Annotated in this window: 23 protein-coding genes; 15 read left to right on the top strand and 8 right to left on the bottom strand. The window is 62.6% G+C overall.

Annotated features, from left to right (window positions below; translation table 11 throughout):
* Positions 1 to 2 precede the first annotated feature (2 nt).
* The gene (locus RAZWK3B_RS00330; RefSeq protein WP_007811133.1) at positions 3 to 779 is read left to right on the top strand and encodes a WecB/TagA/CpsF family glycosyltransferase; all 777 of its coding nucleotides are present in this window, start codon (positions 3 to 5) and stop codon (positions 777 to 779) included.
* Between the two features lie 215 nt (positions 780 to 994).
* Complete coding sequence (locus RAZWK3B_RS00325) at positions 995 to 1,222, top strand: hypothetical protein (protein ID WP_037294742.1); 228 nt, start codon at positions 995 to 997, stop codon at positions 1,220 to 1,222.
* A gap of 226 nt (positions 1,223 to 1,448) precedes the next feature.
* Here RAZWK3B_RS00325 and RAZWK3B_RS20360 read toward each other — a convergent pair whose 3' ends face one another.
* From RAZWK3B_RS20360 to RAZWK3B_RS00315, 3 genes are all read right to left on the bottom strand, one after another.
* Positions 1,449 to 2,609 (bottom strand): glycosyltransferase family 4 protein, encoded by a 1,161-nt coding sequence (locus tag RAZWK3B_RS20360; protein WP_007811128.1) that lies wholly within the window; start codon positions 2,607 to 2,609, stop codon positions 1,449 to 1,451.
* A 71-nt stretch (positions 2,610 to 2,680) separates the two neighbouring features.
* Positions 2,681 to 4,276 carry a VPLPA-CTERM-specific exosortase XrtD gene (gene xrtD / locus RAZWK3B_RS00320; protein WP_007811127.1) on the bottom strand — a complete coding sequence of 532 codons (1,596 nt, stop codon included), beginning with the start codon at positions 4,274 to 4,276 and terminating at the stop codon, positions 2,681 to 2,683.
* A 444-nt stretch (positions 4,277 to 4,720) separates the two neighbouring features.
* Positions 4,721 to 5,395, bottom strand: a complete 675-nt coding sequence (locus RAZWK3B_RS00315; RefSeq protein ID WP_007811125.1) for a hypothetical protein — start codon at positions 5,393 to 5,395, stop codon at positions 4,721 to 4,723.
* Between the two features lie 515 nt (positions 5,396 to 5,910).
* Between RAZWK3B_RS00315 and RAZWK3B_RS00310 the strand changes: the two genes are divergently transcribed.
* Positions 5,911 to 8,124: an NADP-dependent isocitrate dehydrogenase gene (locus RAZWK3B_RS00310; RefSeq protein WP_007811123.1), complete on the top strand. Its 2,214-nt coding sequence runs from the start codon at positions 5,911 to 5,913 to the stop codon at positions 8,122 to 8,124.
* A gap of 140 nt (positions 8,125 to 8,264) precedes the next feature.
* Here RAZWK3B_RS00310 and katG read toward each other — a convergent pair whose 3' ends face one another.
* Positions 8,265 to 10,436: a catalase/peroxidase HPI gene (gene katG / locus RAZWK3B_RS00305; RefSeq protein ID WP_007811118.1), complete on the bottom strand. Its 2,172-nt coding sequence runs from the start codon at positions 10,434 to 10,436 to the stop codon at positions 8,265 to 8,267.
* Positions 10,437 to 10,635: 199 nt separating this feature from the next.
* Between katG and RAZWK3B_RS00300 the strand changes: the two genes are divergently transcribed.
* Positions 10,636 to 11,562, top strand: coding sequence for a LysR substrate-binding domain-containing protein (locus RAZWK3B_RS00300; protein ID WP_007811116.1), 927 nt, complete (start codon positions 10,636 to 10,638; stop codon positions 11,560 to 11,562).
* A 17-nt stretch (positions 11,563 to 11,579) separates the two neighbouring features.
* On the opposite strand, the gene RAZWK3B_RS00295 is transcribed toward RAZWK3B_RS00300, so the two are convergent.
* Positions 11,580 to 12,620: a LacI family DNA-binding transcriptional regulator gene (locus RAZWK3B_RS00295; RefSeq protein WP_007811114.1), complete on the bottom strand. Its 1,041-nt coding sequence runs from the start codon at positions 12,618 to 12,620 to the stop codon at positions 11,580 to 11,582.
* A gap of 161 nt (positions 12,621 to 12,781) precedes the next feature.
* Here RAZWK3B_RS00295 and RAZWK3B_RS00290 point away from each other — a divergent pair, with 161 nt between their 5' ends.
* From RAZWK3B_RS00290 to RAZWK3B_RS00260, 7 genes are all read left to right on the top strand, one after another.
* Complete coding sequence (locus RAZWK3B_RS00290; RefSeq protein WP_007811112.1) at positions 12,782 to 12,997, top strand: hypothetical protein; 216 nt, start codon at positions 12,782 to 12,784, stop codon at positions 12,995 to 12,997.
* On the top strand, positions 12,990 to 14,138 hold the full coding sequence (locus RAZWK3B_RS00285) for a TRAP transporter substrate-binding protein (protein ID WP_007811109.1): 1,149 nt from the start codon (positions 12,990 to 12,992) through the stop codon (positions 14,136 to 14,138). The genes RAZWK3B_RS00290 and RAZWK3B_RS00285 overlap by 8 nt, the downstream gene beginning before the upstream one ends.
* A 98-nt stretch (positions 14,139 to 14,236) precedes the next feature.
* Positions 14,237 to 14,743: a TRAP transporter small permease gene (locus tag RAZWK3B_RS00280; RefSeq protein WP_007811108.1), complete on the top strand. Its 507-nt coding sequence runs from the start codon at positions 14,237 to 14,239 to the stop codon at positions 14,741 to 14,743.
* A 13-nt stretch (positions 14,744 to 14,756) separates the two neighbouring features.
* Positions 14,757 to 16,082 (top strand): TRAP transporter large permease, encoded by a 1,326-nt coding sequence (locus RAZWK3B_RS00275; RefSeq protein ID WP_007811105.1) that lies wholly within the window; start codon positions 14,757 to 14,759, stop codon positions 16,080 to 16,082.
* Positions 16,083 to 16,094: 12 nt separating this feature from the next.
* The gene (gene hisD, locus RAZWK3B_RS00270; RefSeq protein WP_007811104.1) at positions 16,095 to 17,402 is read left to right on the top strand and encodes a histidinol dehydrogenase; all 1,308 of its coding nucleotides are present in this window, start codon (positions 16,095 to 16,097) and stop codon (positions 17,400 to 17,402) included.
* A complete protein-coding gene (locus tag RAZWK3B_RS00265) occupies positions 17,395 to 18,156 on the top strand; it encodes an SDR family NAD(P)-dependent oxidoreductase (protein WP_007811102.1) in 762 nt (253 codons plus the stop codon). The genes hisD and RAZWK3B_RS00265 overlap by 8 nt, the downstream gene beginning before the upstream one ends.
* Positions 18,153 to 19,142, top strand: a complete 990-nt coding sequence (locus tag RAZWK3B_RS00260) for a zinc-dependent alcohol dehydrogenase (RefSeq protein WP_007811101.1) — start codon at positions 18,153 to 18,155, stop codon at positions 19,140 to 19,142. Before RAZWK3B_RS00265 ends, RAZWK3B_RS00260 begins: the two co-directional genes overlap by 4 nt.
* Positions 19,143 to 19,175: 33 nt before the next feature.
* Here RAZWK3B_RS00260 and RAZWK3B_RS00255 read toward each other — a convergent pair whose 3' ends face one another.
* Positions 19,176 to 19,880, bottom strand: a complete 705-nt coding sequence (locus RAZWK3B_RS00255; RefSeq protein ID WP_007811098.1) for a winged helix-turn-helix domain-containing protein — start codon at positions 19,878 to 19,880, stop codon at positions 19,176 to 19,178.
* 13 nt (positions 19,881 to 19,893) lie between these two features.
* Positions 19,894 to 20,151, bottom strand: coding sequence for a hypothetical protein (locus RAZWK3B_RS00250; RefSeq protein ID WP_007811096.1), 258 nt, complete (start codon positions 20,149 to 20,151; stop codon positions 19,894 to 19,896).
* Between the two features lie 192 nt (positions 20,152 to 20,343).
* On the opposite strand from RAZWK3B_RS00250, the gene RAZWK3B_RS20035 reads away from it, so the two are divergent.
* The 4 genes from RAZWK3B_RS20035 to RAZWK3B_RS00230 all read left to right on the top strand — a co-directional run bounded on the left by RAZWK3B_RS20035 (position 20,344) and on the right by RAZWK3B_RS00230 (position 23,606).
* Positions 20,344 to 20,766: a hypothetical protein gene (locus tag RAZWK3B_RS20035; RefSeq protein WP_007811092.1), complete on the top strand. Its 423-nt coding sequence runs from the start codon at positions 20,344 to 20,346 to the stop codon at positions 20,764 to 20,766.
* A gap of 102 nt (positions 20,767 to 20,868) precedes the next feature.
* The gene (gene rnhB / locus RAZWK3B_RS00240; protein ID WP_007811090.1) at positions 20,869 to 21,504 is read left to right on the top strand and encodes a ribonuclease HII; all 636 of its coding nucleotides are present in this window, start codon (positions 20,869 to 20,871) and stop codon (positions 21,502 to 21,504) included.
* Positions 21,505 to 21,594: 90 nt separating this feature from the next.
* Entirely contained in the window at positions 21,595 to 22,710 is a 1,116-nt protein-coding gene (locus tag RAZWK3B_RS00235) for a site-specific DNA-methyltransferase (RefSeq protein WP_007811089.1), read from the top strand.
* Positions 22,711 to 22,964: 254 nt separating this feature from the next.
* On the top strand, positions 22,965 to 23,606 hold the full coding sequence (locus RAZWK3B_RS00230; protein WP_007811087.1) for an NAD(P)-dependent oxidoreductase: 642 nt from the start codon (positions 22,965 to 22,967) through the stop codon (positions 23,604 to 23,606).
* Here the strand turns inward: RAZWK3B_RS00230 and RAZWK3B_RS00225 are convergent, their stop codons facing one another.
* Positions 23,607 to 24,761 (bottom strand): alkane 1-monooxygenase, encoded by a 1,155-nt coding sequence (locus RAZWK3B_RS00225; RefSeq protein WP_007811085.1) that lies wholly within the window; start codon positions 24,759 to 24,761, stop codon positions 23,607 to 23,609.
* Positions 24,762 to 24,805: the final 44 nt, after the last annotated feature.

The raw sequence follows: 24,805 nt of genomic DNA, 5'->3' as shown, positions 1-24,805 counted from the left end.
ACATGTCCAGTCACACTTCGACCTCGTTTCCCTCCCATGCCCTGTCTCTCGTAAACACGCGGGATAGAAAGGCCCTGTTCGAAAATGTGCACACGCATTTCCTGACCGGCAAAGGCTTCACCGTCGCCACTCTCAACCTCGACCATATCGTGAAGCTCCGTCAGCACCCCGCCTTTCGCGACGCTTATGTCCGGCATTCGCATGTTGTGGCCGATGGCAACCCGATCGTCTGGCTGCGACGTGTCATGGGGCAGCCGGTCGAGCTTGTGCCCGGCTCCGAACTGGTGATGCCGCTCGCCGATCTGGCGCGCGAGGCGGATGTTCCCGTGGCCCTTCTGGGGGCGACCGATGCCACTCTCGCGCTTGCCGCCGCGCGCATGCAGGCGGATCTCCCTGGCCTTCGGATCGTGGCGCGGATCGCACCACCCTTCGGCTTTGATCCTTCAGGCGCCGAGGCGGACCGCATCCTGTCCGAACTTGACGCAAGTGATGCGCGGCTGTGTTTTCTGGCGCTTGGCGCGCCGAAACAGGAAATCCTCGCCATAAGAGGCGCGGAGAAGCTGCCTCGCTGCGGGTTCGTGTCGATCGGCGCCGGGCTCGATTTCATCGCCGGCACGCAACGGCGCGCGCCCCTCTGGGTCCGCCGGATCGCGATGGAATGGTTCTGGCGCATGGCCACCAATCCGGTCCGGCTGACCAAACGCTACGCACAGTGCTTTGCGATCCTGCCGGGGCTCTTCTGGTCGGCCCGTCGCGCGCGCATGACCCGGCGGGATTAAAGCGTTTCGCGAAAAACCTGACTCACAGATTTTCGCGAAATGCAGTGCCCCGTTCCATCGTTGCACGCGTTCCGCCTTTAGCTGATGCCTCAGGTCAAAGGCGGAACGCTTTAGGCCAAAACCCGCATAGCTCTGCATCTTCGCCTTCTTTTCAACAATTTTCCGCGTAATGTAATCAAAACGGGAAATCACTCGACTTGATGTCAGAGGATCGGATGCAAAAAGAGCAGTTTCTGAAAGCGGCACAACCTGTCCCCGAGCACCTTCGCGGCACGCGCCAGGGCCTTTTCCATATGCTGAACGCCGCGGTCGACACACCCTCGCACCCCGCGCCCTCAGCGCGGCCCGAGCCAATGCGTCTGGTCAACACACCCAAACTCGCGGCACCGGAAAATGGTGTCCAGACCATTCTGCAAAGCGACGATTTCATTTTTTCGGATTAATTTCCCCGGAACTGGGACTATCCAGTTTACCAAGTGCTATCTAAATAATGCTGCTGCAGAGTCCTAATTTGCGATTTAGAAATTGCGGCGATTTAACTTTCTAAAATCTACGCGTCATAAGCGACTGACGTGCCGTTGAATCGCAGCAAGATGTCTTCAGAGTAGAACGGAACGGGATAATTTCATGATTATCTCAGCGTTGGCTATCCCATCAAATTAAAGAGACTCAAATGCAATGCATTAGCAGCCGGTTACGAGCAACCCAGCTTTTGCGGTCTTCAGGATCGTCTAGAAAAGCTGCAACCAATTCGGTCCACTCCATCCCAATATAAAGCCTTTGATGAGCAGCTGCGCCATTTTGCGAGAGTCTTTGATAAAGAGTCGGATCAGTAATTGCGCGTGACAGACAATCAGCAAGTCGCTCAGGCTGTTCGGTAGGGTATTCCAAGACCTCTTCATTCGGAGCAAAACGGCCTTGGAAAGCTGGGTGATCTGAAAGGACCAGAACTGACCGCGAGGCTAGAGCCTCATAAATCGTATTCGGTAACCCCTCGGCATAATCATGCCTAGATGGGACGATTACGAAATCATGTTCACGCATCAGTTTTCGCACGCGATCATTGGGCAACAGACCCAGAAAATCAACTCTGTCCGCGATCCCCAAACGTTCTGCCTCTTTGCGCCAATGCTCTAGATCACCCCCTCCTGCAAAGCGCATCGTTATCCACTGTCCACGCCGCTTAAGTATCTCTACCATTTGCAAGCAGTCGCCGACGCCCTTGGCCTCCGTCAAAATACCGGCAAAGAACGCGCTGGGTCTGGTCGTGTCAGTTACGCTAGGCTTGACGTCACCGCCCGAAGGCACCCGCGACCAGTCCCAAGCGACAACACGTTCTTCAGGCAGCTTCAACTCGGTAATAAGAGAACGTGTGGCGTTAAGGCTGTGATTGGCAATGCAGGGCGCACGACATTTCAGCAGAGACCTGCGAAGGTACCAATAACGCAGCCTTGTCTTTAAGCCCTTGGCAGAGAAGATATCCGCAAACACTGGTAGAAGCGGGATCTGCCGGCGCCGAACTTCAGCGATGAGACGGGAATGTGGTGTGCGCAGAATTACACGGGTCGGGTTCAGGTGATCGAAGATAGTCTTGATGGCTTGGGGTTTCATCGCACCAATCGGAGCACCCGTGGCCCAAAGATTTGGAGCAAGCTCTTCTTCATAACGTTCTCGCGAGAAGGCCAAGGTTGTGACCACAGAGTCCGGCGCCAAGCCTGCAACGAAATCTACTGAACGCTTCTGGTCGCGATAAGTCTCCTTTCCGCCATCAGAAAAGCGACGATAGGCCTCGCGAAAATCACCATGTTGGATAACAAGGATACGGTCCATTTACGCTGTGCTCCGAAAAGAAATATCCGCGCCGGAGTCGGCAAAGTCTGTGTCGCTGACAGTCGACCCGCTCACCCTCCCGGCACGAACCGGGGCAGGGGCGTCAGAAGGGCGTTCATGCTGTCCACCAGACGCGCTTCGGCGACGGCGATTTCCTCTTTCGGGCCGATCGGGGTGATCAGGCGCACGATGGCGCTGTCGTCTCGACCGTTCACAAGGCGCCCGAGCATCAGCTGCAGCTTGGCCTGATACATCGACGCGGTCCTGACGCCGCGCTGATCGTACCAGTAATAGACCAGCATCCGGTCCACGCCCTTCTGGATGATCGCGCGGTTCAGTGTGAACGTCTCGCCCGCAAGGCCCTGCGCCTCGATCTGGTCCAGCTTGGCGATCTCCCAACCCGCTCCCGGAAGGCAGACTTCGGGCGAATGCACGCCGCCGCCGGATTGATCCTTGTACCAGGCCATGAACACATCCACCGGTGCCGCGCTGGCGGCGTTCACCAAAGACACCGACAGGTAATCGTCGGCGGCCAGAATGCGTTCCACCTGCTGTTCCAGCGGCTGGTGCGGACCTGCGCGCCACTCGCCGACTTGGGAGGGGAACAAAAGGAAAGGCTCGCGGTTGATCTGTGCCGCCTCACGTGTCGGAATGGCCTGCCAGCTGGCGGCAAGCCCCCCCACCAGAAGGGCCGCGAAGATCATCGCCACCGACGGCTGCACCAGCCCGATGCGCTTGGCCTGTGTGCCGAGGCCCTCGGTGTCCAGATCCAGTGCCTCGATCAGGCCGATCCGGTCACGGCGCAGCTTGACCAGCACCCAGGCAAAGGCGAACAGGATCAGCACGCAGGAAATGAAGATCACCCAGCCTTCGAAGAAATGGGTGAATCCGTCCACCCATTCCAGCCCGTAATTGTTCACGATATAACCCGCGATCGCGATCCGGACCGAGTTCATGAAAACCGTGATCGGTGCGGCCGAAATCAGCAGCAAGGTCTTGTGCCACATCGGCCCCTGATAGAGCACTGCGAAGATGTAGGAAAAGCTGAGGATCGGGAACAGATACCGCAGCCCTGAACAGGCCTCGGCCACCTGCAGCTTGAAGACGCCCAGATCGATGATGTTCCCTTCGAGGTACACCGGCACCCGCAGCATCTGCAGGAAATACACCCCCAGCTCCGACGAAATCCCCTGCAGATAGGTCGACAACCCGTAATAGAGCGCCCCCGGCAGCGGCAGCATGAAGACCAGATGCACCACAGGCGGCCAGAAATGCTTGCCCGTGTTCCAGCCGAAACTGATCAGCAGCACCGCGCCTACCCACAGGATCAGCGCATAAGCCACGATGTCGCGGATCTCGATCATCTTGCCGGCGGCCCCCATCAGCACTGCCACGATCAAGAGCGCGACACCGGGCCAGCGGTCGGTCACCGGGCCGTCATTGACCGGCACGGTTTTCAATTGACGCAGGAACAACAGCCCCGACAACACCGGGATCAACGGGCCGTGGCTGTATTCGGGCATCTTCCATGCCTTTAGCAGCTCGGCGATCCCTTCCCAGAAGAACAGCCCGGCGGCGACGGTGGCGACAATCAGCCAGAAGGTGCCCCAATGGAAGAAATGTCCGAAGATATCGGTGCGGCGAGAAACAGAAGGAATATCGGTCATGGGTCGAAAAAGGCCCTGTAATGCGAGGCGCGGAAATGCGCAAAAAAACCATGGATTAATCTGCCATAGTGTTACCGGATTCTTGACCGAAAACCAAATAAATCCCGTGGTTTGACGCGTCTGTGATGATCTTCGGGCGAACCCGTCCAGCGGCGGTAACGCCTGTCAGGGGCTCAGGGTGTCGGCAGGCCTATGATTTTCAACGTTTTATCAGGCGCTTGACGCATCCGCCGCGCAAGCGCGTCCACGTCCGCCGCCATTGTTCGGTCTAGGGAAACTCTTTGGTTCTTGACCTGTCTTGCCAACGCTCAGGGCCGGATGTCGATCCGCAACAGGCAAGTGCTAGTCTCTGCCGGGGAGCAAGCTGACCTCGTCGGGAACACCCCCGACGGCAAAGGGGCGCCCGACAAGGGCGCCCCAGCCAATCGGTTCATGGGTTTCGGGTCAGACCGTTTTCCGCTTTCGCCAGCTCATGAAGCCACCCAGACCCATCGCCGTCAGCAGCAGCGGCAAACCTGCGGGAACTGGGATTTGACCGTTCACACTCTTGCCACCGGCCCAAACGGTGATGTTGCTCACGTCTCCAGGATTATTGGTCCACCATGCGGTATACCATTCGCCCGAGGTCGGAAGCGGGGCGCCATCGAAAAGATATGCGGCAAAGAAGCTGCCCTGCTTTAACATCACGGCCGAATAGCCATAGGCGCTCAATGCCGTGGCATCGATCAGCGACCATGTTCCTGGCTCGGAGCCGGTTGTGGGAGTAGTGCCTTCTGTGCCGTTCAACCCGTCTATCTGGACCGGGTCAAAGTCTTTCTTCGCGATCAGGTTCCAATCGGTCTTGCCGAATAATCCTGTCGTAGACAGAGAATTATCGGAAAAATAACCTACAAAAGTAGCTGTTTCGAATGCGCTTTCGCCGATCTGCGAAGGATTGCCACTAACCGTTCCAAAGCAATCGCTGGAATTGCTTCCACCGCCGGTCACATCCACAACGTCGCAAGAAAGGTTGGACGTGTAATTCGCAGTAACTGCTTCTGCGTGGGTGCTGAATGAGATCACTCCAGACATGGCCATGATCGCAAGTGGCATCGCGTTTTTGAAATTCAGGCTGAACATCGTTCACCCCCTTTTGAAATCGTTGTGCCAGAGATGTCTGGCTCAAGCGGACAGGGCTATGTTCTGGTAAATGGCAGAACGCCCAAGGCCACGTGCAATGTCGGGATAACAATGGGAATCTTTACTTTAAATGGGGCCGGGTAAAGCAAACTCGCCACGGACTCCATCCCTCGGTTGTCGAAATTGCCACATTTTCGCCTTAGTTTGGAGTCCTTTTTGCCAAAGGCCCAAAAACCTCCTCCCTGCGCCCGCTTGGGTAGAAATTCACGCCCATAGGGTGAACCGCTTAATCGGCATCAATCTATATTCCCCCGTCTCGACGCGTATTGTCTCCATATTGGAAACGCGCCTCCGCTCCGGCCCCTTCATCCTGATTCGCGGGCTTGCCCCCGAGCGCGCCCGCCAAGCCAATCGCGACAGGTCATGAAAATTCTTTTCGGTATACCCGCGTATACCGTTGCCGTTTCGCCCGTCTTGCCGTATGACGCGCGGGACAGAACAAAGGTGGCTGACCCATGCGAGACAACAACACTCCCGATATCATCTACACCAAAGTCGACGAAGCGCCCGAGCTGGCCTCGGCCTCGCTGCTTCCGATTATCCGGACCTTTGCGCAGGCCGCAGGCGTGTCCATCGGCACCAAGGACATATCGCTGGCCGGTCGCATCATCGCGGCCTTTCCCGATCATCTGACCGATGCGCAACGCCAGCCCGATGATCTGGCCGAACTGGGCCAGCTGGTCAAAACCCCCGAAGCCAACGTGATCAAGCTGCCGAACATCTCGGCCTCTGTCCCGCAGCTTGTCGCGGCCGTCAAGGAACTGCAATCGCAGGGCTATGCGCTGCCCGACTATCCCGAAGCGCCGCAGACCGACGCCGAAAAAGACGCGCGCGCCCGCTATGACGCGATCAAGGGCTCGGCGGTCAATCCGGTCCTTCGCGAAGGCAACTCGGATCGCCGCGCCGCTGTCGCCGTCAAGAAATTCGCTCAGGCCAATCCCCATTCGATGGGCACATGGTCCGCAGACAGCAAGACCCGCGTCGCCACCATGCAGGCCGGCGACTTCTATTCCAATGAACGTGCCACCACCCTGACCGAGGCACAGGCCGGCCCCGCCAAGATCGTGCTGACACAGCAGGACGGCACCGAAATCGTGCTCAAGGACGGTGTCGAATATCACCCCGGCACCGTGGTCGATGCCACCTTCATGAGCGCGAAGGCCCTCGATGCCTTCCTCGCCGAACAGATCGAGGCGACCGCCCGTGAAGGCACGCTTTTCTCGCTGCACATGAAGGCCACGATGATGAAGGTCTCGGACCCGATCATCTTCGGCCATGCAGTGCGTGAATTCCTCAAGCCGGTGTTCGACACCTATGGCGACAAGCTCACGGCGCTTGGCGTGAACCCCAATTCCGGCATCGGCGACATGATGCAGCGCGTCAAGGACACCCCCGAGATCGTTGCCGCCATCGAAAAGGTGATGGCCGCCCGCCCGCCGATGTACATGGTCGACAGCGACCGTGGCATCACCAACCTGCACGTGCCCTCTGACGTCATCATCGACGCCTCGATGCCCGCTCTGATCCGGGCCGGCGGCAAGGGCTGGGGACCGGACAACAAGCAGCACGACACCAATTGCGTGATCCCCGACAGCTCCTACGCGCCCGTCTATGACGAGACGATCGAATATTTCAAACAGACCGGCGCTCTGGACCCCACCACATCGGGCGCTGTGCAGAATATCGGCCTGATGGCCCAGAAGGCCGAAGAATACGGCAGCCACCCCACCACCTTCGAAATCCCCGCCGATGGCACCGTGCGCCTGATCGCCGCCAATGGCGACGTCCTGCACGAGCACAATGTCGAAGCGGGTGACATCTGGCGTGCGGCCTCGGCCCGCAAGGCCCCGATCGAGGATTGGGTCAAGCTGGCCATCGAACGTCAGAAGGCCGAAGGCTGCGAGGCGATCTTCTGGCTGGACGAAAACCGCGCTCATGACGCTGAGCTCATCGCCTATGTCAAACCGATCCTCGAGGCGCATGGCGTGGCTGACACGTTCCAGATCCTCGCCCCGCGTGCCGCCACGCGCAAGACGCTGGAAACCATCCGCGAGGGCAAGGATTCCATCGCCATCACCGGCAACGTGCTGCGCGACTACCTGACCGATCTCTTCCCGATCCTCGAACTGGGCACCTCGGCCAAGATGCTGTCGATCGTCAAGCTGATGCAGGGCGGCGGTCTCTTCGAGACGGGCGCTGGCGGCTCGGCGCCCAAGCACGTCCAGCAGCTGGTCGAGGAAAACCACCTGCGGTGGGACAGTCTCGGGGAATTCTGCGCCCTTGGCGAAAGCCTCAAGTTCCTCGCCGATGTGCGCAGCAACGAAAAGGCCCGCATCCTGGGCAAGGCGGTCGAAGACGCAACCCAAGGCGTGCTCGATCATGGCCGCTCGCCCTCGCGCAAGGTCGGCCAGCCCGACAACCGCGACAGCCATTACTGGTTCGCCCGCTACTGGGCCGAGGCTCTGGCCGCGCAAACCGAAGATGCCGACATCGCCGCGCATTTCGCGCCCATCGCATCGGCCCTGGCCGAAAACGAGTCCGCGATCCTCGCCGAATTGCTGGCGGTTCAGGGCGCGCCTGCCGATCTGGGTGGCTACTACCACACCGACGCCGACAAGACCGCGGCGGTGATGCGCCCCTCGGCGACGCTGAACGGGATCATCGGCTGATCGTCACCGCGATCCGTCACGAAAACCCGAAGGGCCGGCGCTGTCATGCGCCGGCCCTTTTGCATGGGGGACACCCTCGGGCATAAAGAAAAAGGGCGGCGCATCGCGGCGCCGCCCCCTTGATCATCCAAACGTGGCGATCAGGCGATGTCGAACCGGTCCGCGTTCATCACCTTGGTCCAGGCTGCGACGAAGTCCTTGACGAACTTCTCCTTGTTGTCGTCCTGCGCATAGACCTCGGCATAGGCCCGCAGGATCGAGTTGGAGCCGAACACCAGATCGACCCGCGTCGCCGTCCACTTGACCTGATCGGTCTTGCGGTCGCGGATTTCATAGAGGTTCTCGGCAACCGGCTGCCAGCGATAGGACATGTCGGTCAGGTTCACGAAGAAATCCGTGCTCAGCGCGCCGGGCGTGTCGGTGAAGACGCCATGCGCCGTGCCACCGTGATTGGTGCCGATCACCCGCATCCCGCCGATCAGGGCGGTCATCTCGGGTGCGGTCAGCCCCAACAGCTGCGCGCGGTCCAGCATCATCTCTTCCGGCGTGACGATGTAATCCTTCTTCAGCCAGTTGCGGAACCCGTCCGCCAGCGGCTCCAGCACGTCGAAGGACGCGGCATCGGTCATCTCGTCGGTCGCGTCGCCACGGCCCGGCGTGAACGGCACCTCGATATCGACGCCCGCGGCCTTGGCCGCATGCTCCACGCCGACATTGCCCGCCAGAACGATCACGTCAGCCACGCTCGCGCCGGTCTCGGCGGCGATGCCTTCCAGCACACCCAGCACACGTGCCAGACGCTCGGGCTCGTTGCCGTCCCAGTCCTTTTGCGGGGCCAGACGGAGGCGGGCACCATTGGCACCGCCGCGCAGGTCCGAGCCGCGGAAGGTGCGTGCGCTGTCCCATGCGGTGGCAACCATATCGCCCATCGACAGCCCGCTCTCGGCGATCTTCGCCTTGACCGCGGCCACATCGTAATCGGTCGAACCGGCGGGGATCGGATCCTGCCAGATCAGATCCTCTTGCGGTGCGTCCGGCCCGATATAGCGCGTGCGCGGGCCCATGTCGCGATGGGTCAGCTTGAACCACGCGCGGGCAAAGGCATCGGCGAAATACTCGGGATCGGCCATGAACTTCTGGCAGATCTCGTTATAGACCGGGTCCATCTTCATCGCCATGTCGGCATCGGTCATCATCGGCATGACACGCTTGGTCGGATCGGTCGTGTCGACCGGCATGTCCTCTTCCTTGATGTCGATCGGGCGCCACTGCTGTGCGCCTGCGGGCGATTTGGTCAGCTCCCACTCATAGCCGAACAGCAGGTCGAAATAGCCCATGTCCCACTGGGTCGGGTGCGTGGTCCACGCGCCCTCGATCCCCGAGGTGACGGCATTGGTCGCCTTGCCGCCCAGGTTGGCGTTCATCCAGCCAAGCCCCTGGTTCTCGATGTCGGACGCTTCGGGCTCCGCCCCAAGCGTTGCCGCATCGCCATTGCCATGCGCCTTGCCCACGGTGTGACCGCCACAGGTCAGCGCGGCGGTTTCCACGTCGTCCATCGCCATCCGGGCGAATGTCTCGCGCACCTGACCTGCGGTCTTGAGCGGATCGGGCTGGCCATTGACGCCTTCGGGGTTCACATAGATCAGACCCATCTGCACGGCGGCCAGCGGGTTTTCCATCGTGTCGGGCTTTTCGACATCGCCATAGCGGCTGTCGGACGGCGCAAGCCATTCTTTCTCGGCGCCCCAATAGGTGTCCTTCTCGGGATGCCAGATATCCTCGCGTCCGAACGAGAAACCATATGTCTTCAGGCCCATCGCCTCATAAGACACGGTGCCCGCCAGCAGGATCAGGTCCGCCCAGGACAGCTTGTTGCCGTATTTCTTCTTCAGCGGCCAAAGGATGCGGCGCGCCTTGTCGAGGTTGCCGTTATCCGGCCACGAGTTCAGCGGCGCGAAACGGATATTGCCTGCAGCCCCGCCGCCCCGGCCATCGGCCAGACGGTAGGACCCCGCCGAGTGCCATGCCAGACGGATCATCAGGCCGCCGTAATGACCCCAGTCAGCCGGCCACCACTCCTGACTGTCGGTCAGCAGCGCCTTCATGTCTTCCTTCAGCGCGTCGAAATCCAGCTCCTTGACCGCCTCGCGATAGTTCACCTCGGCCAGCGGATTGGTCTTGGTATCGTGCTGGTGCAGGATGTCGAGGTTCAGGGATTTGGGCCACCATTCCATGTTCGAAGTGCCGGTAGCGGTCAGGCCACCGTGCATGACCGGGCATTTGCCCGAGGTGTTCACATCGTTTCCGTCCATTTTCTCTCTCCATCTTGCTTGGCTTCGGTCAGGGACCGGGCTTGTGTCCCCGAGGAGTATGATTCGCCTCCGATCCCCTTGCACTGATGGTGCGCAGCGATCCGGTAGGCGATTTCCTCAAAGGCTATGAACGAGCTTCTATCAAATCGCGGCCATTGGTTTAAGTTGCATTTAGTGATTGTTACGATAATTTTAGATTATGAAAAATCTGACCCTCAAACAGCTCCGCTATTTCGAGGCGCTCGCCCGGCATGGCCATTTCGGCCGCGCCGCCGAGGCCTGTGCCATCTCGCAACCCGCCCTGTCGGTGCAGATCCGCGATCTCGAAGAGTCGCTTGGCACCACCCTTTTCGAACGCGGCGCGCGGCAGGTGCGGCTGACCGCCTTCGGCGATCAGATCGCGCGCCATGTGCGCGGCATCCTTCGCTCGGTCGATGAACTGGGCGATCTGGCCCGCGCCTCTCGGGACGGCATGATCGGCCGTTTGCGCATCGGCGTCATCCCGACCATCGCACCCTATCTTCTGCCCACGATCCTGCGCGATCTCACGACGGCCCATGCCGGGCTCGATGTGCATGTCCGCGAAACCCTGACCCCCCGGCTTATCCGCGAGTTGTCCGAGGGCCGTATCGACTGCGCCATCGTCGCCTTGCCCGTGTCCGAGCCATCCTTCACCGAGGTGACGCTGTTCACCGAGACGATGATGCTGGTGCGCCCCGGATCGGACGCGGGCAAGCCCGTGCCCTGCCGCGACGCCCTGCGTGAAATGCGCCTTCTTCTGCTCGAAGAGGGGCATTGCTTCCGCGATCAGGCGCTGTCTTTCTGCAGCCTGCAATCGGCGGTGCCCCGCGACGGTCTGGATGGCAGTTCCTTGTCCACCCTGGTGCAGATGGTCGGCGCCGGTATGGGCGTCACGCTGGTTCCGGAAATGGCGGTGCCTGTCGAAACCCGCTCTGCGGATGTGTCGGTGGCCGATCTGGGTGATCCGCGCCCCACCCGCACCGTCGGCATGATCTGGCGCAAGACCAGCCCCCTGGCCGGTCAGTTGATGGACATCGCCGAAATCGTCCGCCGGTCCGCCGACACCATGCGCCAGCGCCACGCCGCTGCCACCGCGCCGGCCTGAGCCTCGCTCGCCGCCGTTCAGGCGGGCGGCGGCCCAAGCGTGCCGCGCAGCCGCAGATCGGTCTGCAACTCGACGCTTTCGGCCACGGGCGCCCCACTGCGCAGCGCCTCGATCAGCATTTGCGCCGCCTGCCGCCCCATCGCCCGATGCGGCACATGCACCGTGGTCAGCGGCGGCTCTACCAGCGTCGCGATCTCGATATCGTCGAAGCCGGTGATCGACACGTCCCCCGGCACATGCAGCCCCATCTCGCGCGCCATCTGAAGCGCGCCTACTGCCAACACGTCATTGCCGCAGACAACCGCCGTAGGGCGCGGCACCCGTCGCATCAGCTTGGCAAAGGCCTGCCGCCCATGCTCGATCGAATAGCGCGTCTGAATCAGCGGCAGCGCCCCGGCCTCCAGACCATGCGCCGCCATCGCCTCGCGCAGCCCCGCCACCCGCTCTCGGGCGCGGTCATTGCCATGTATGTCCGCGCTGATCATCGCCAGATGCCGGTGCCCCGCACGGATCACCTCTTCGGCCAGCACGCGCATCGCCTTGCGATTGTCGAAACCGATCGACGGGCGCGGATTGTCCGCATCATGCACCCAGGCCGCCAGAACCGGCACGCCCCGTCGCTCCAGAAACTGATACAGCGCCTCGCTCCGGTCATGTCCGATCAGCAATAGCGCATCCGCCCCCCGTGCCACCAGCGCGTGGATCTGCTCTTCCTCCACCTGCGGTCTGTAGGCCGAGGACGCCACCAGAAGCGTCAGCCCATTGTCGCGCAACTCTTCCTGAAAGGCCTGCATCGCGCGGGCGAAAATCGCGTTCTCCATTGTCGGAATGATCGCGCCTACGGTGCCGGTGCGCCGCGCCGCCAGCGCGCGCGCGCCGAAATTCGGCGAATAGCCCAATTCCTGCACCGCCTTGAGAACGCGTTCGCGCGTCGCCTCCACCACCCTGTCGGGCGAATTCAGGCAGCGCGACACCGTTGCGGTCGACACATTCGCCCGCTCGGCCACATCGGCCAGAGTCGGCAGGTCGGGGGGCATATCGCTTTTGTCGTCGTTCATTCGTGGCCTTTGGTTCTGGGCGGCTCCGGTGTCAAAGCTGTCTTTGCAAAAGGGCGTGGGCGCTGAGTGATAGCACAAAGTGTAAGCGCTTGCATGAGAATTTGTAAGCGCTTACATTATTCTCGAATCATCGGTCCTGACCGGTGAGAGGGAGGTACTTCATGTTTTTGCTGCTGGCGGCCGTCTTCTTCGGCGTCTTCGCGACCAATGTGGCGATCGGCTCGGCCCGCGGCGTGGTTTTCCTGAACGATGTGGGGGAAATGCTCATGCTGTTCGCAGCAGTGGCATCCTTCGTTGTGGCCGTCCTGCGCAGCGAAGCCGCCCGCAACCGCAAAAGACACGCACAGGACATCCAAGGGAGGAACGACAATGAATAAAGAACAAAAGGAACTTGCCTCGCAAGAGCGCCGCAATTTCATGAAGCTCGCCGCCACCGGCAGCTTCACGGCGGCTCTGGTGGCAGGTGCAAGCGGTGTGCTGTGGTCATCCGCGGCCACGGCCCAGACCGCCAACGAAGAGCGCGAGCGTGAACAGGCCGCCGATCACGTCATGACGCTGGCCACCGAATATGTCGTCGGCACCACGCGCAGCTACCCAATGATGCAGCTGGACTTCAAAGAGAACATCCAGAACGCCACCAACGGCAAAGTCTATGTGAAACTGGCCCCCGGTGGTCAGCTGGGCGTCGGCTCGGCCCTGGCCCAGAAGGTGCAGGGCGGCACGGTCAATGCCGGTCAGTTCTCGCTGTCCAACTTCGCCCCCTTCGCCCCGGCGGTCGACCTTATCAACATGCCGTATTTCTGTGGCGCCAATCAGCGCTTCGTGAACCTCGTGACCTCCGATATCTGGAACGCCGAGGTCAACGCGATGGTCGAGCAGCGTGGCTTCAAGCCGCTCTTCTACTTCTGCATCGACCCGCGTGTGATGGCCGTGCGCAAGGGCGGCGGCGGCCCGATCATGACACCGGGCGACCTTGCCGGCGTCAAGTTCCGCGTGCCCGGCTCGCAGATGCTCCAGCAGTTCTACCGCATGGCGGGCGCCAACCCCACGCCGGTCGCATGGGGTGAAACCCCCTCGGCGATCAAGCAGGGCGTGGCCGATGCCCTCGATCCGTCGGTGGGCGCGCTCTATGCCTTCGGCTTCAAGGACATCCTCAGCCACGTGACCTTCACGCAGGCCGTGCCCGACAGCCAGTGCTACGCCTGCAACCTCGAATGGTTCAACTCCCTGCCCGGCGACGTGCAGGACGGGCTGGCATGGGCATCCGAGATGACCTTCCACCAGAACCTCGCCAAGGTGCCGTCCTCGCGTGCCTTCGCGATGGCCGAAATGGCCAAGTCCGGGGTCGAATTCCACTCGCTCAGTGCCGACCAGCTGACCGAATGGAAGGAAACCGCAGGCTTCCAGCGCTCCGAATGGGATCCCTTCAAGACCGAGCTTGCCGGCTCGATGGAGACCTTCGACAAGCTGGCTGAAGCCGCGGGCACGCAAGGCAAGTACTACGTGCACGACGCCTGATCCTCACCGCCGCCGGGCGCGTTCTGCGCCCGGCGTTGCCCTAACAGTCGATCAATGCACCGGGTCCGCGTCACGGCGTCCGGACGGGAAAGGACGACATGCTTCAGGCACTGGACAAAAACGCGGAACGATGGGCGCTTCTGGTGTTCTACGTGATGCTCGTCGTGACCATGGCGGTCGAGGTGCTGCGCCGCGAACTCTTCTCCTATTCCTCGATCTGGGGCGAAGAGATCGTGCGCTATTCCTTCATCTATCTCGCGTGGATCGGCGCTGCCGCCGCTGTCAAGGAACGCGGCCATATCCGCATCGACGTGATCATGCATTACCTGTCGCCGCGCGCCAAGGCGCTGCTCTATATCTTCGGGGACATGGTGATGGCCGCCGTGGCCGTGATCGCGGTCTACTGGTCCTGGGAAACCGTCATGGTCTCGGCCAAGTTCGGATCGGTCAGCCACGGTCTGCGCGTGTCGATGATCTGGTTCCTGCTGGCGGTGCCCGTCGGGTTCAGCCTGATGCTGCTGCGCCTCGCCCAATCCTTCCTGCGCGATCTGCGCGCCCTTCGTGACGGCACGCCCGTTTACGAAGGCGACAAGCTGTTCGACTGAGGGGGCGCGCAACATGTGGCAGACCCTCAACACATCGGTCGAACTGGGCTGGGATTTCTACGTTCCGGTGATCCTTTTCGTCGTGCTCTGCGCGCTGGCCATCCCCGTCTGGGCGGCCATCGGCGCCTCGGCCATCGTCATGCTCCTGATGTCCGGCGCCTTGCCGCTCTCGCTGGTGGGCGAAAGCCTGTTCGACGGCATCGACGCCTTCGCGCTGACCGCCGTGCCGCTGTTCATCCTCACCGGTGACGTGCTGGTGCGCACCGGTCTGTCTCGCAAGTTCCTCGACGTGGCCGAGGCGCTGACCTGCTTTGCCAAGGGCGGGTTCGGCTCGGCCACGGTGCTGGTCTGCGGGATGTTCTCGGCGATCTCCGGCTCGGATGCCGCAGGGGCCGCCGCCGTGGGCCGCATGACCATCGACCGGCTGGTGGAATCCGGCTATCCGCGCCCCTATGCCTGTGCGCTGGTGGCTGCGGGCGCCTGTACCGGCATCCTCATTCCGCCCTCCATCGCCTATATCATCATCGGCCTCGTTCTGGGCATTTCCGCCTCGACCCTCTTTCTGGCCGCCGTGATCCCCGGCATCGCGATCCTCGTGTCGATCCTCATCACCAATATCGTCGTTAACCGCATCTACAATTACGAAGGCGGCGGCGGCATCGGCTTCGGTGAATGGCTGCGCAATCTGGGCGGTGCGCTGGCGCGGGGCTGGTATGCCTTCATCGTGCCCGTCATCATCTTTGGCGGGATCTTTTCGGGCAAGTTCACCCCGACCGAGGCGGGCGCCACCGCCGTGATCGTCACGATCTTCCTGGGCTTCGTTCTGGGCACGCTCAAGTTGGCGGATTTCCCGGCGATGCTGGTCAGTTCGGCCAAGGTCAACGGGGTGATCCTGCCGATCATCGCCTTTTCGCTGCCGCTCGCGCAGGCACTGGCGATCCTTGGTGTGCCGCAGGGCTTCGTTCAGGGCGTGACCTCGATCACCGATGAACCGGCCATCCTGATCCTGCTGATGATCTTCATCCTGATCGCCGCCGGCTGCGTGATGGAGACGACGCCCAACATCGTGATCCTCGCCCCGATCCTCAAGCCGCTGGCCGACAATATCGGGATGAACGAGATCCAGTTCTGCGTGATGATGATCACCGCGCTTGGCGTGGGCTTCATCACCCCGCCGCTTGGTCTCAACCTCTTCGTTGTGTCCGGTCTCACCGGCGAATCCATCCTTCGGATCGCCGTGCGGGCCGTGCCGTTCGTGTTCTTCATGCTGATCGTGGTTCTGCTGATCGCCTATGTGCCCGCATTGTCCACGTCGCTCCTGCCTGACATCTACAAATAGGACTCACATTCAATGGCCCGAGAGTATCTCAAGAAAGCTGCCCTGACCGCGCAATCCGGCGCTTCCGACGTGCACCAGACGGTGCAGACCATCCTCGATGATATCGAAAAGGGCGGCGACCAGGCGGCGCTCGATTATGCTGCCAAGTTCGATCAGTACGACGGCAACGTGGTCCTCACCCGCGACGAGATCGAGGCCGCCAAGGCGCTCGTGCCTGAAAAACTGCGGCAGGACATCCAGTTCGCCCATGCCAATGTCCGCGCCTTCGCCGAGGCCCAGAAGGAAACCCTCCGCGACATCGAGATCGAGGTGGTGCCCGGCCTGATCGCAGGACAGAAAAGCATCCCCGTCCACGGCGCCGGCTGCTACGTGCCGGGCGGGCGCTACAGCCACATCGCCTCGGCGATCATGACCGTGACCACCGCCAAGGTCGCGGGTTGCCAGCATATCGTCGCCTGCTCTCCGCCGCGCCCCGGTGTGGGCATCAACCCTGCCATCATCTACGCCGCCGATCTGTGCGGCGCCGACACGATCCTCGCCATGGGCGGCGTGCAGGGCGTCGCCGCGATGACCTTCGGTCTCTTCGGCCTGCCGCGCGCCAACATCCTCGTCGGCCCCGGCAACCAGTTTGTCGCCGAAGCCAAACGCATCCTCTTCGGCCGTGTGGGCATCGACATGATCGCCGGACCCACCGACAGCCTGATCCTCGCCGACGCCACCGCCGATGCCGAAGTGGTCGCCACCGATCTCGTGGGGCAGGCCGAGCATGGCTACAACTCGCCCGTCTGGCTGGTCACCGACGATCGCGCCCTCGCCGAGCAGGTGATGGAGCTTGTCCCCCGCCTGATCGACGATCTGCCCGAGGTGAACCGCGACAACGCCGCCGCCGCATGGCGCGACTACGCCGAAGTGATCCTCTGCGCCGACCGCGAGGAAATGGCCGCCACCTCCGATGATTACGCCCCCGAACACCTCACCGTGCAGGCCGAAGATCTGGATTGGTGGCTGTCACGCCTCAGCTGCTATGGCTCTTTGTTCCTGGGCGAGGAAACCACCGTGGCCTTCGGCGATAAGGCGTCGGGCACCAACCACGTTCTGCCCACCTCGGGCGCTGCGCGCTATACCGGCGGGCTCAGCGTGCACAAATACATGAAGATCGTCACATGGCAGCGCGCCACCCGTGAAGGCTGCAAACCCGTGGCCGAAGCCACCGCGCGCATCTCGCGGCTCGAAGGCATGGAGGGCCACGCCCGCACCGCCGACATCCGGCTGCGCAAATACTTCCCCGGCCAGAACTTCGACCTCTCCGCCAATGGCTGACCTCTCTGCGCTGTTCGATCTGACCGGCAAGGTGGCCTGCGTCACCGGCGCCAGCTCCGGCCTTGGCCGTCACGCCGCCAGCCTGCTCGCCCGTGCCGGCGCGCAGGTGGTGGGCGTGGCGCGCCGCGCCGAGGCTCTGGCCGAGTGGCAGGCCGAAACCGGCCCGCGCGCCGCTTGCGTCGCGCATGACGTGGCCGACCGCGACAGCCTGCCCGATCTCGTCCGCGCCGTGGCAGCACCTTTTGGTGCCCCCGATATCGTGGTCCATGCCGCGGGCATCAACACCCGCCAGCGGGCCGACGATGTCACCCCCGAAGGCTGGGACACCACCCTCGCGCTCAACCTGTCGGCGCCGTTTTTCCTGTCACAGCAACTGGTCCCGGCGATGAAGGCCAAGGGCTGGGGCCGGATCGTCAATTTCGCCTCGCTCCAGACCTTCCGCGCCTTTCCCGGCGGCATCGCCTATGGCGCCAGCAAGGCCGGCGTGGCGCAACTGACCCGCGCCATGGCCGAAGCATGGTCGCCCCACGGCATCACCGCCAACGCCATTGGCCCGGGCTTTTTCCCCACCGAACTCACCGCGCCGGTCTTTGCCGATCCCGAGCTTGCCGCGCGCAACGCCGCCACCACTTGCATCGGGCGCAATGGCACGATGGCGGACATGGACGGCCCGCTTCTGTTTCTCTGCGCCCCGGCCTCGGATTACGTGACCGGACAGGTGCTCATGGTTGACGGGGGGTTCACCGCGAAATGAAGGCCCTGATCTACACCGGACCCGAGGCGATGGCCTATCGCGACGCCCCCGATCCCACGCCGCATGATGGCGAGGTGCTGATCCGCGTTGAAAGCGTCGGCATCTGCGGCTCGGACATGCACGCCTATCTTGGCCATGACGAGCGGCGCCCCGCGCCTCTCATCCTCGGTCACGAGGCGGCGGGCGTGATCGAAACCGGCCCCCGCGCTGGCACCCGCGTCACCGTCAACCCGCTGGTCACCTGTGGCACATGCCCGGCCTGCCTTGCCGGGCGCGACAACCTGTGTCCCGACCGTCAGATCATCTCGATGCCGCCGCGCGAAGGCGCCTTCGCGCAGCATCTCACCATGCCCGAAGCCAATCTCGTGGTGCTGCCCGATCATGTCACCACCGATCAGGCGGCGCTGGCCGAACCCATCGCCTGCGGCTGGCATGCCGTGCGGCTTGGGCTGGCCTCGCTCGATACCGGCCACACACCCCGCGCTCTGGTGATCGGCGGTGGCGCCATCGGTCTGGGCGCGGCCCTCAGCCTTACGGCGCAGGGGATCACGGATGTGACCGTGGTGGAACCCAACGTGGTGCGGCGGCGCTACCTGTCGCTCAATTGCGGCCAGCACGCGCTGGACCCTGCCGCGCTTGACGGGCAGCTCTTCGATATCGTGATCGACGGCGTCGGCTATGAAGCGACCCGCGCGCAGGCGTCGGCCGCGGCCCGCCCCGGTGGCGTCATCCTGCATATCGGGCTGGGGCAGGCGACAGGCGGGCTGGACATCCGGCGTATGACCCTGCAGGAAATCACCTTCATCGGCACCTACACCTATACGGCGCAGGATTTCCGCCAGACGGCCCAAGCCATGTTCGATGGCCGCTTGGGTGCGCTCGACTGGGTCGAAACACGTGGTCTCTCCGAAGGGCAGGGGGCGTTTTCGGATATCCGCAAGGGTGTGACCGACGCGCCCAAGATCATCCTTCGACCCGACAGCTAGACCCACATCGCAGAGCGCCGGCACGTCCGGCGCTCACAACACCTGGATCACGTCCTTGTCGATGGCCAGCATATAGCCGCGCCGCGCGATATTCTTGACCAGCAATTCGCTCACCATCTGGTTGCCAAGTGTGTCGCGCAGCCGCTTGATGCGCGTGGCCCCCGCCGCCTCGTCGCAATCCGCCGCCTGCCGCCCCGAGATCACCGCCTCGATCTCGGCCCCGGTCAGCACGTCGTCATCCATCCGCGCCTCGGCCAGCACCGCCAGCGTCTCCATCGCCGCATCGGTCAGCTTGAACCCCATGTTGTTCAGATAGACGGTGTTTTCCTCGCGGCTGATAAGCAACGAACTCACCTGAATGCCCGAGCGTTCGATCTGCGCCATGCGCCGGTTCATCGCCACCAGCATCACCAAAAACACCAGCGACGCCACCAGCAGCGCCGCGGCAAAGACCAGCAGCACGAACATCACCATGCGATAGGATTTCAGCGTCTCGGAAAATGCCGTGCCCGACAGCGCAAGGATTTCCAGCAGCTTGATATCCGCATCCGCCGTCAGCGCGTCGTTCTCCACGAAAATCCGCTCGACCCGCGCGTTGAAGGCATTGGCGTCCGGCAGGTTCAGGAACAGAAAAAGCGCCGCCAGCGACAGGATAGCCACGATGGCGATGATCCCGAATACCACGACCCGGTTGCCCGAGCGTCGCGCCTCCGCGGCGGTGCCGTTGCTGGTCCTCACACTGCGTTCCCTTTCACTCGTCCCTTACCGACATCACCTTCAACAATGTGATGCCTTGCTGCGCAAGCCGCTGTTGCAATTGTGCGCGGGCATTGGCCTGCGTGCACGGACCTTGGATCTGCACCACCTCGTGAAAGAGTTGCAGCGGGTTGTCCTTCTTGGCCTTGAACTCGACATAGCAGGCCGCCTGCGCGCCCGTGGCAAGGCTCGCAAGGATCAGGCCGGTGGCGGCGCCAAGAAGGGGCAAGGGGATGCGCTTTTGCGGTGTCATGGCGTCACGATGCGCCAAGCCCCCCGGCTATTCAATATCCAACGCGCCAACGCCGCGCCGTGCAGGGCGGTTATCCGATAACAGGCCGCTGTTATTGCCTGTGCGCGGCAGGTTGGCCCAGCTTTGGGTCATGAACGGATCGGCGCTCTTGCCGACCGCAAGACGCCTTCTGCATCCCGAAAGGAACCCACCATGCTGCACCGTCATTTCATCGCCACCATCCTCGCCGCCTCTCTGGCGGTGACCAGCTTCACCGCCGCGCCCGCCCGCGCCGACAATGATGCCGCCAAGATCATCGCCGGTGTCGCGGCGCTGGCCATCATCGGCGCCGCCGTGGCCGATTCCCGCAACAACGACCGTGGCAAGGTATACGGCTACGGCCACGCCAAGCCGCACCACAAGGGCTACAAACCCCATGTCGCGCAGAACCGCTACAACCATGCCGGCGTCATTCCCTTCCGCAATGCCCACCAACCACAGCGCCACGGCTATTACGGTCACGGCAAGCACCAGCGTGCGGGGAACCGTGTTGTCCTGCCCCAAGCCTGCCTGATCCGCGATGGCGGCGGGCGTGCGGTCTATAGCGCCCGCTGCCTCAAGCGCATGGGCTACTGAGGCAGACCCGACCCGAGCAGTCAAAAGCCGAAGCAGTCGGAAGGGAAGGGCGCCTCTGCCCTTCCCTTTTGCATTTTCCGTGGCGCGGTGGCATGGAAGGCCATGAGCACCCTTCCCGATTTCACCCTCGAAACCGCCGCCCATGCCGCAGGCCATCTGCGCGTCGCCGGCGTGGACGAGGTGGGCCGCGGCCCGCTGGCCGGGCCTGTCACGGCGGCGGCGGTGGTGCTGGACATCTTGCGCATCCCCGAGGGTCTCAACGATTCCAAACGCCTGACCGCCAAACGCCGCGCTGTGCTGCATGACGCGATCCTCGGCATGGCCGAGGTCTCCATCGCCCATGCCTCGGTCGAAGAGATCGACAAGCTCAACATCCTGCGCGCCTCGCATCTGGCGATGGAACGGGCGATTGCGGGGCTGGCCACACCGCCCGACATGGCGCTGATCGACGGCAACCTGATCCCCCGTGGCCTGCAGATCCCGGCCCAGGCCGTGGTCAAGGGCGACGGCAAATCCCTGTCCATTGCGGCGGCCTCGATCGTGGCCAAAATCACCCGCGATCGGATCATGTGGGATTTGGCGCAACAGTTCCCCGGCTATGGCTGGGAGACGAACGCCGGATACCCGTCCAAAAGCCACATCGCGGCGCTTCAAAATATTGGGCTGACCCCTCACCATAGACGTTCGTTCAAACCCGTCCACAATATCTTGTATCAAGACAAAACTGTAAGTACCTGATTCAAAAAAGAATTTGACGGCGATTCGGCTTTGACTCATCTTGGTCCCAACGAACCAGAGCGCATAAGCGCCGGGGACCAGAGGCAGAACATGAAAACGAAGACCAAGTCGACAGGCGCAGCCGCGCTTCCGCTCAACACGATTCTCGACGGCGATTGCATCGAGGTGATGAACAGCCTTCCCGAAGGCTCCATTGACCTGATCTTTGCCGATCCCCCCTATAACCTGCAATTGCGTGGCGATCTTCACCGCCCCGACAACAGCGCCGTCGACGCGGTCGATGACGCCTGGGACCAATTCGCCAGTTTCGAGGTCTATGACTGCTTCACCAATGACTGGCTCAATGCCGCGCGCCGTCTGCTCAAGCCGAACGGTGCGATCTGGGTGATCGGGTCCTATCACAACATCTTCCGGGTGGGCGCCGCTCTGCAGAATGCCGGGTTCTGGATCCTCAATGACGTGGTCTGGCGCAAATCCAACCCGATGCCCAATTTCCGGGGCAAGCGGCTGACCAACGCGCATGAGACGATGATCTGGGCCAGCAAGCAGGAAGGCGCGAAATACACCTTCAATTACGAGGCGCTCAAATCGCTCAACGACGGCGTGCAGATGCGCTCGGACTGGGTGCTGCCGATCTGCACGGGTCACGAGCGGCTCAAGGACGAACACGGCGACAAGGCCCACCCCACCCAGAAACCCGAAAGCCTGCTGCACCGCGTGCTGGTCGGCTCGACCAATCCCGGCGATGTGGTGCTCGATCCGTTCTTCGGCACCGGCACCACGGGCGCTGTCGCCAAGATGCTGGGCCGCGACTATATCGGCATCGAACGCGAGGCCGCCTATCGCAAGGTGGCCGAAAAGCGCCTCGCCGGCATCCGCAAATTCGACCGCGCGGCACTTGAGGTGTCGACCTCGAAACGCGCCGAGCCGCGCGTTCCCTTCGGCCAGCTGGTCGAGCGCGGCATGCTGCGCCCGGGCGAGGAATTGCTGAGCATGAACGGGCGTCACAAGGCCAAGGTGCGCGCCGACGGCACGCTGATCGGCGATGACGTCAAGGGTTCGATCCATCAGGTCGGCGCCGCCCTCGAAGGCGCGCCAAGCTGCAACGGCTGGACCTACTGGTGCTTCAAGCGCGACGGCAAGACCGTGCCGATCGACATCCTGCGCCAGCAGATCCGCGCCGAAATGGCCGATCGCCCCAACTGATTTTTCCAACACCGCCGGTGCCTGTGGCCTGACATCACGGGCATCTACCTCGTGCCCCGCCCTTGTGGCGGGGCTTTTTTCGTGAGCGCCCGGATGGGCCGGCGTGGGGCGCGCGATGTCAGCCCGGGGCGAGGGGCCAGCCCCTCGCGCTCCCCGGGATATTTTTGGCCAGAAGAAACAGACAGCCCCGCCACGGGACATCGCGTCATCCTGCCCTATGTGTCCCACAGGCGCATCCTTCAGGAGGGCATCACATGGCGCATATTCTGGTGATCGGGGCAAGCCGTGGGATCGGGCTCGAGGTGGTTCGGCAGGGGCTCGCGCGTGGCCACCGCATCCGTGCGATGGCGCGCGGGGCCGAGGCCATCGCCATCGACGATCCGGGCCTTGAGAAGATGCCGGGCGACGCAACCGATGCGCGCGATCTTGAAGCTGCGCTCGACGGGGTCGAGGCGGTGGTGCTGGCCCTTGGCGTGGCCAAGGATTTCCGGTTCGTACTCAAGCCCGTGAACCTCTTTTCCACTGCGACCGAGGCGCTCTTGCCGCTGATGCAGGCGCGCGGGCCGCGCCGTCTTGTGGCGGTGACGGGGTTTGGCGCGGGGCGCAGCCGCACGGCCCTGAGCGCGCTGGAAAAGCTGCCCTTCAAGGCGATCATGGGGCGGGCCTATGACGACAAGTCCCGGCAGGAGGCGATGATCGAGGCGAGCGATCTGGACTGGACCATCGTGCGTCCGGGTATCCTGACCTCGAACCGCGGCACCGGGCGCTACCGCGTGCTGAGCGCGCCGGAAGAGTGGCGCAACGGCATCATCCCGCGCGCCGATGTGGCGGATTTCATCCTGACCGCGATCGAACAGGGCAGCCATCAGCGCGCCGCACCGGTACTGGTGCGCTGATCAGCGTGGCGCGGGGTTGAGCGCCTTGTTGTAGGGCGCCCAGTCGGTGATCTCGGGGTAATAGGTCTTGCGCCACCGGCGCACCCGTGGGTTCATCACCCGCCGCCAGATCGCCGGCACCATCGCGGCCATGGTCATGATCGGATAGCCATAGGGCAGTTGCGGTGCCTCGTCCTCGGCATAAGTCTGGAGCAGCGGAAAGCGGCGGTCGGGCTTGTAATGATGGTCCGAATGGCGCTGCAGGTTGATGAGCAGCCAGTTCGACGCCTTGTGGGACGCGTTCCAGCTGTGATGCGGTTTCACATGCTCGTATTTGCCGCCTCCCAGATGCCGCCGCGTCAGCCCGTAATGCTCGATGTAATTGACCAGTTCCAGCTGCCAGATCGCGACGACGGCCTGCCACAGGAACAGCCCCAGCCCGACCCATCCGCCAAGCAGCGCGGCCAGCGTCAGCATCACCCCCTGCAGCGCCCAGTAGCGCCAGAACGGGTTGCGCCGATCATGCCAGGGCAGCCCCTTGCGCGCCAGAAACGCCCGCTCGGCCCGGAAGGCCGACAGCAGCGATTGCCGCAGAACCCTTGGAAAGAAGCGATAGAACCCCTCGTTGTAGCGCGCGGTTACCGGGTCGCTTGGTGTGCCCACATGAATGTGATGCACCCGCAGATGCTCGGACCGGAAGTGGGAATAAAGCACCATGGACAGCAGCAGATCGCCCAGCAACCGTTCGCGGCGGTCTTTCTGATGCATGAGCTCATGGGAATAATTGATGCCGACCGTGCCGGAAATCACCCCCATGCCGAAGAACAGCAGCAGGGTTTCCACCACCGACAGATGCGCGTCGCCCGGCCCGGCCACATACCAGATCATCCAGAACAACAGACCGAATTGCAGCGGCGCCCAGATCAGGGTGATCGCCCTGTACCATGTCAGCTTGCCTTCGTCGGTTGAAGGATCGGCATTGTCGAGGTTGAGGCCCAGGATCGCATCTAGGATCGAAAAGAAATACCAGGTCACGAGCGGCAGCAAAAGCACCGTCCAGCCGCCATGCAGCGCGCCGATAATGGCCAGCGGCACCAGCACCAGCGACAGCCAGAACGGCAGGGCGCGCCGGACCTGTGCCACCTTGTCGGCTGGAAGGGTTCGCAACGTGGTCATGCATAGGCTCCCGTCATGGCATGAGATACTCGAACGGCACGGGG

It is taken from the genome of Roseobacter sp. AzwK-3b, assembly GCF_000170875.1.
Classification (GTDB): domain Bacteria; phylum Pseudomonadota; class Alphaproteobacteria; order Rhodobacterales; family Rhodobacteraceae; genus Roseovarius; species Roseovarius litoreus.
This window is presented reverse-complemented; position numbering and strand designations above follow the sequence as displayed.

Bases quoted from the DNA above. Each gene is read 5' to 3' on its own strand.
- hisD (WP_007811104.1), top strand. From the start codon at position 16,095: ATGGCCCGAGAGTATCTCAAGAAAGCTGCCCTGACCGCGCAATCCGGC.
- RAZWK3B_RS00330 (WP_007811133.1), top strand. From the start codon at position 3: ATGTCCAGTCACACTTCGACCTCGTTTCCCTCCCATGCCCTGTCTCTC.
- RAZWK3B_RS00325 (WP_037294742.1), top strand. From the start codon at position 995: ATGCAAAAAGAGCAGTTTCTGAAAGCGGCACAACCTGTCCCCGAGCAC.
- RAZWK3B_RS00225 (WP_007811085.1), bottom strand. From the start codon at position 24,761: ATGACCACGTTGCGAACCCTTCCAGCCGACAAGGTGGCACAGGTCCGG.
- rnhB (WP_007811090.1), top strand. From the start codon at position 20,869: ATGAGCACCCTTCCCGATTTCACCCTCGAAACCGCCGCCCATGCCGCA.
- RAZWK3B_RS20360 (WP_007811128.1), bottom strand. From the start codon at position 2,609: ATGGACCGTATCCTTGTTATCCAACATGGTGATTTTCGCGAGGCCTAT.
- RAZWK3B_RS00235 (WP_007811089.1), top strand. From the start codon at position 21,595: ATGAAAACGAAGACCAAGTCGACAGGCGCAGCCGCGCTTCCGCTCAAC.
- RAZWK3B_RS00300 (WP_007811116.1), top strand. From the start codon at position 10,636: ATGAAAAATCTGACCCTCAAACAGCTCCGCTATTTCGAGGCGCTCGCC.
- RAZWK3B_RS00295 (WP_007811114.1), bottom strand. From the start codon at position 12,620: ATGAACGACGACAAAAGCGATATGCCCCCCGACCTGCCGACTCTGGCC.
- RAZWK3B_RS20035 (WP_007811092.1), top strand. From the start codon at position 20,344: ATGCTGCACCGTCATTTCATCGCCACCATCCTCGCCGCCTCTCTGGCG.
- katG (WP_007811118.1), bottom strand. From the start codon at position 10,436: ATGGACGGAAACGATGTGAACACCTCGGGCAAATGCCCGGTCATGCAC.
- RAZWK3B_RS00315 (WP_007811125.1), bottom strand. From the start codon at position 5,395: ATGTTCAGCCTGAATTTCAAAAACGCGATGCCACTTGCGATCATGGCC.
- RAZWK3B_RS00285 (WP_007811109.1), top strand. From the start codon at position 12,990: ATGAATAAAGAACAAAAGGAACTTGCCTCGCAAGAGCGCCGCAATTTC.
- RAZWK3B_RS00265 (WP_007811102.1), top strand. From the start codon at position 17,395: ATGGCTGACCTCTCTGCGCTGTTCGATCTGACCGGCAAGGTGGCCTGC.
- RAZWK3B_RS00275 (WP_007811105.1), top strand. From the start codon at position 14,757: ATGTGGCAGACCCTCAACACATCGGTCGAACTGGGCTGGGATTTCTAC.
- RAZWK3B_RS00260 (WP_007811101.1), top strand. From the start codon at position 18,153: ATGAAGGCCCTGATCTACACCGGACCCGAGGCGATGGCCTATCGCGAC.
- RAZWK3B_RS00230 (WP_007811087.1), top strand. From the start codon at position 22,965: ATGGCGCATATTCTGGTGATCGGGGCAAGCCGTGGGATCGGGCTCGAG.
- xrtD (WP_007811127.1), bottom strand. From the start codon at position 4,276: ATGACCGATATTCCTTCTGTTTCTCGCCGCACCGATATCTTCGGACAT.
- RAZWK3B_RS00280 (WP_007811108.1), top strand. From the start codon at position 14,237: ATGCTTCAGGCACTGGACAAAAACGCGGAACGATGGGCGCTTCTGGTG.
- RAZWK3B_RS00250 (WP_007811096.1), bottom strand. From the start codon at position 20,151: ATGACACCGCAAAAGCGCATCCCCTTGCCCCTTCTTGGCGCCGCCACC.
- RAZWK3B_RS00290 (WP_007811112.1), top strand. From the start codon at position 12,782: ATGTTTTTGCTGCTGGCGGCCGTCTTCTTCGGCGTCTTCGCGACCAAT.
- RAZWK3B_RS00310 (WP_007811123.1), top strand. From the start codon at position 5,911: ATGCGAGACAACAACACTCCCGATATCATCTACACCAAAGTCGACGAA.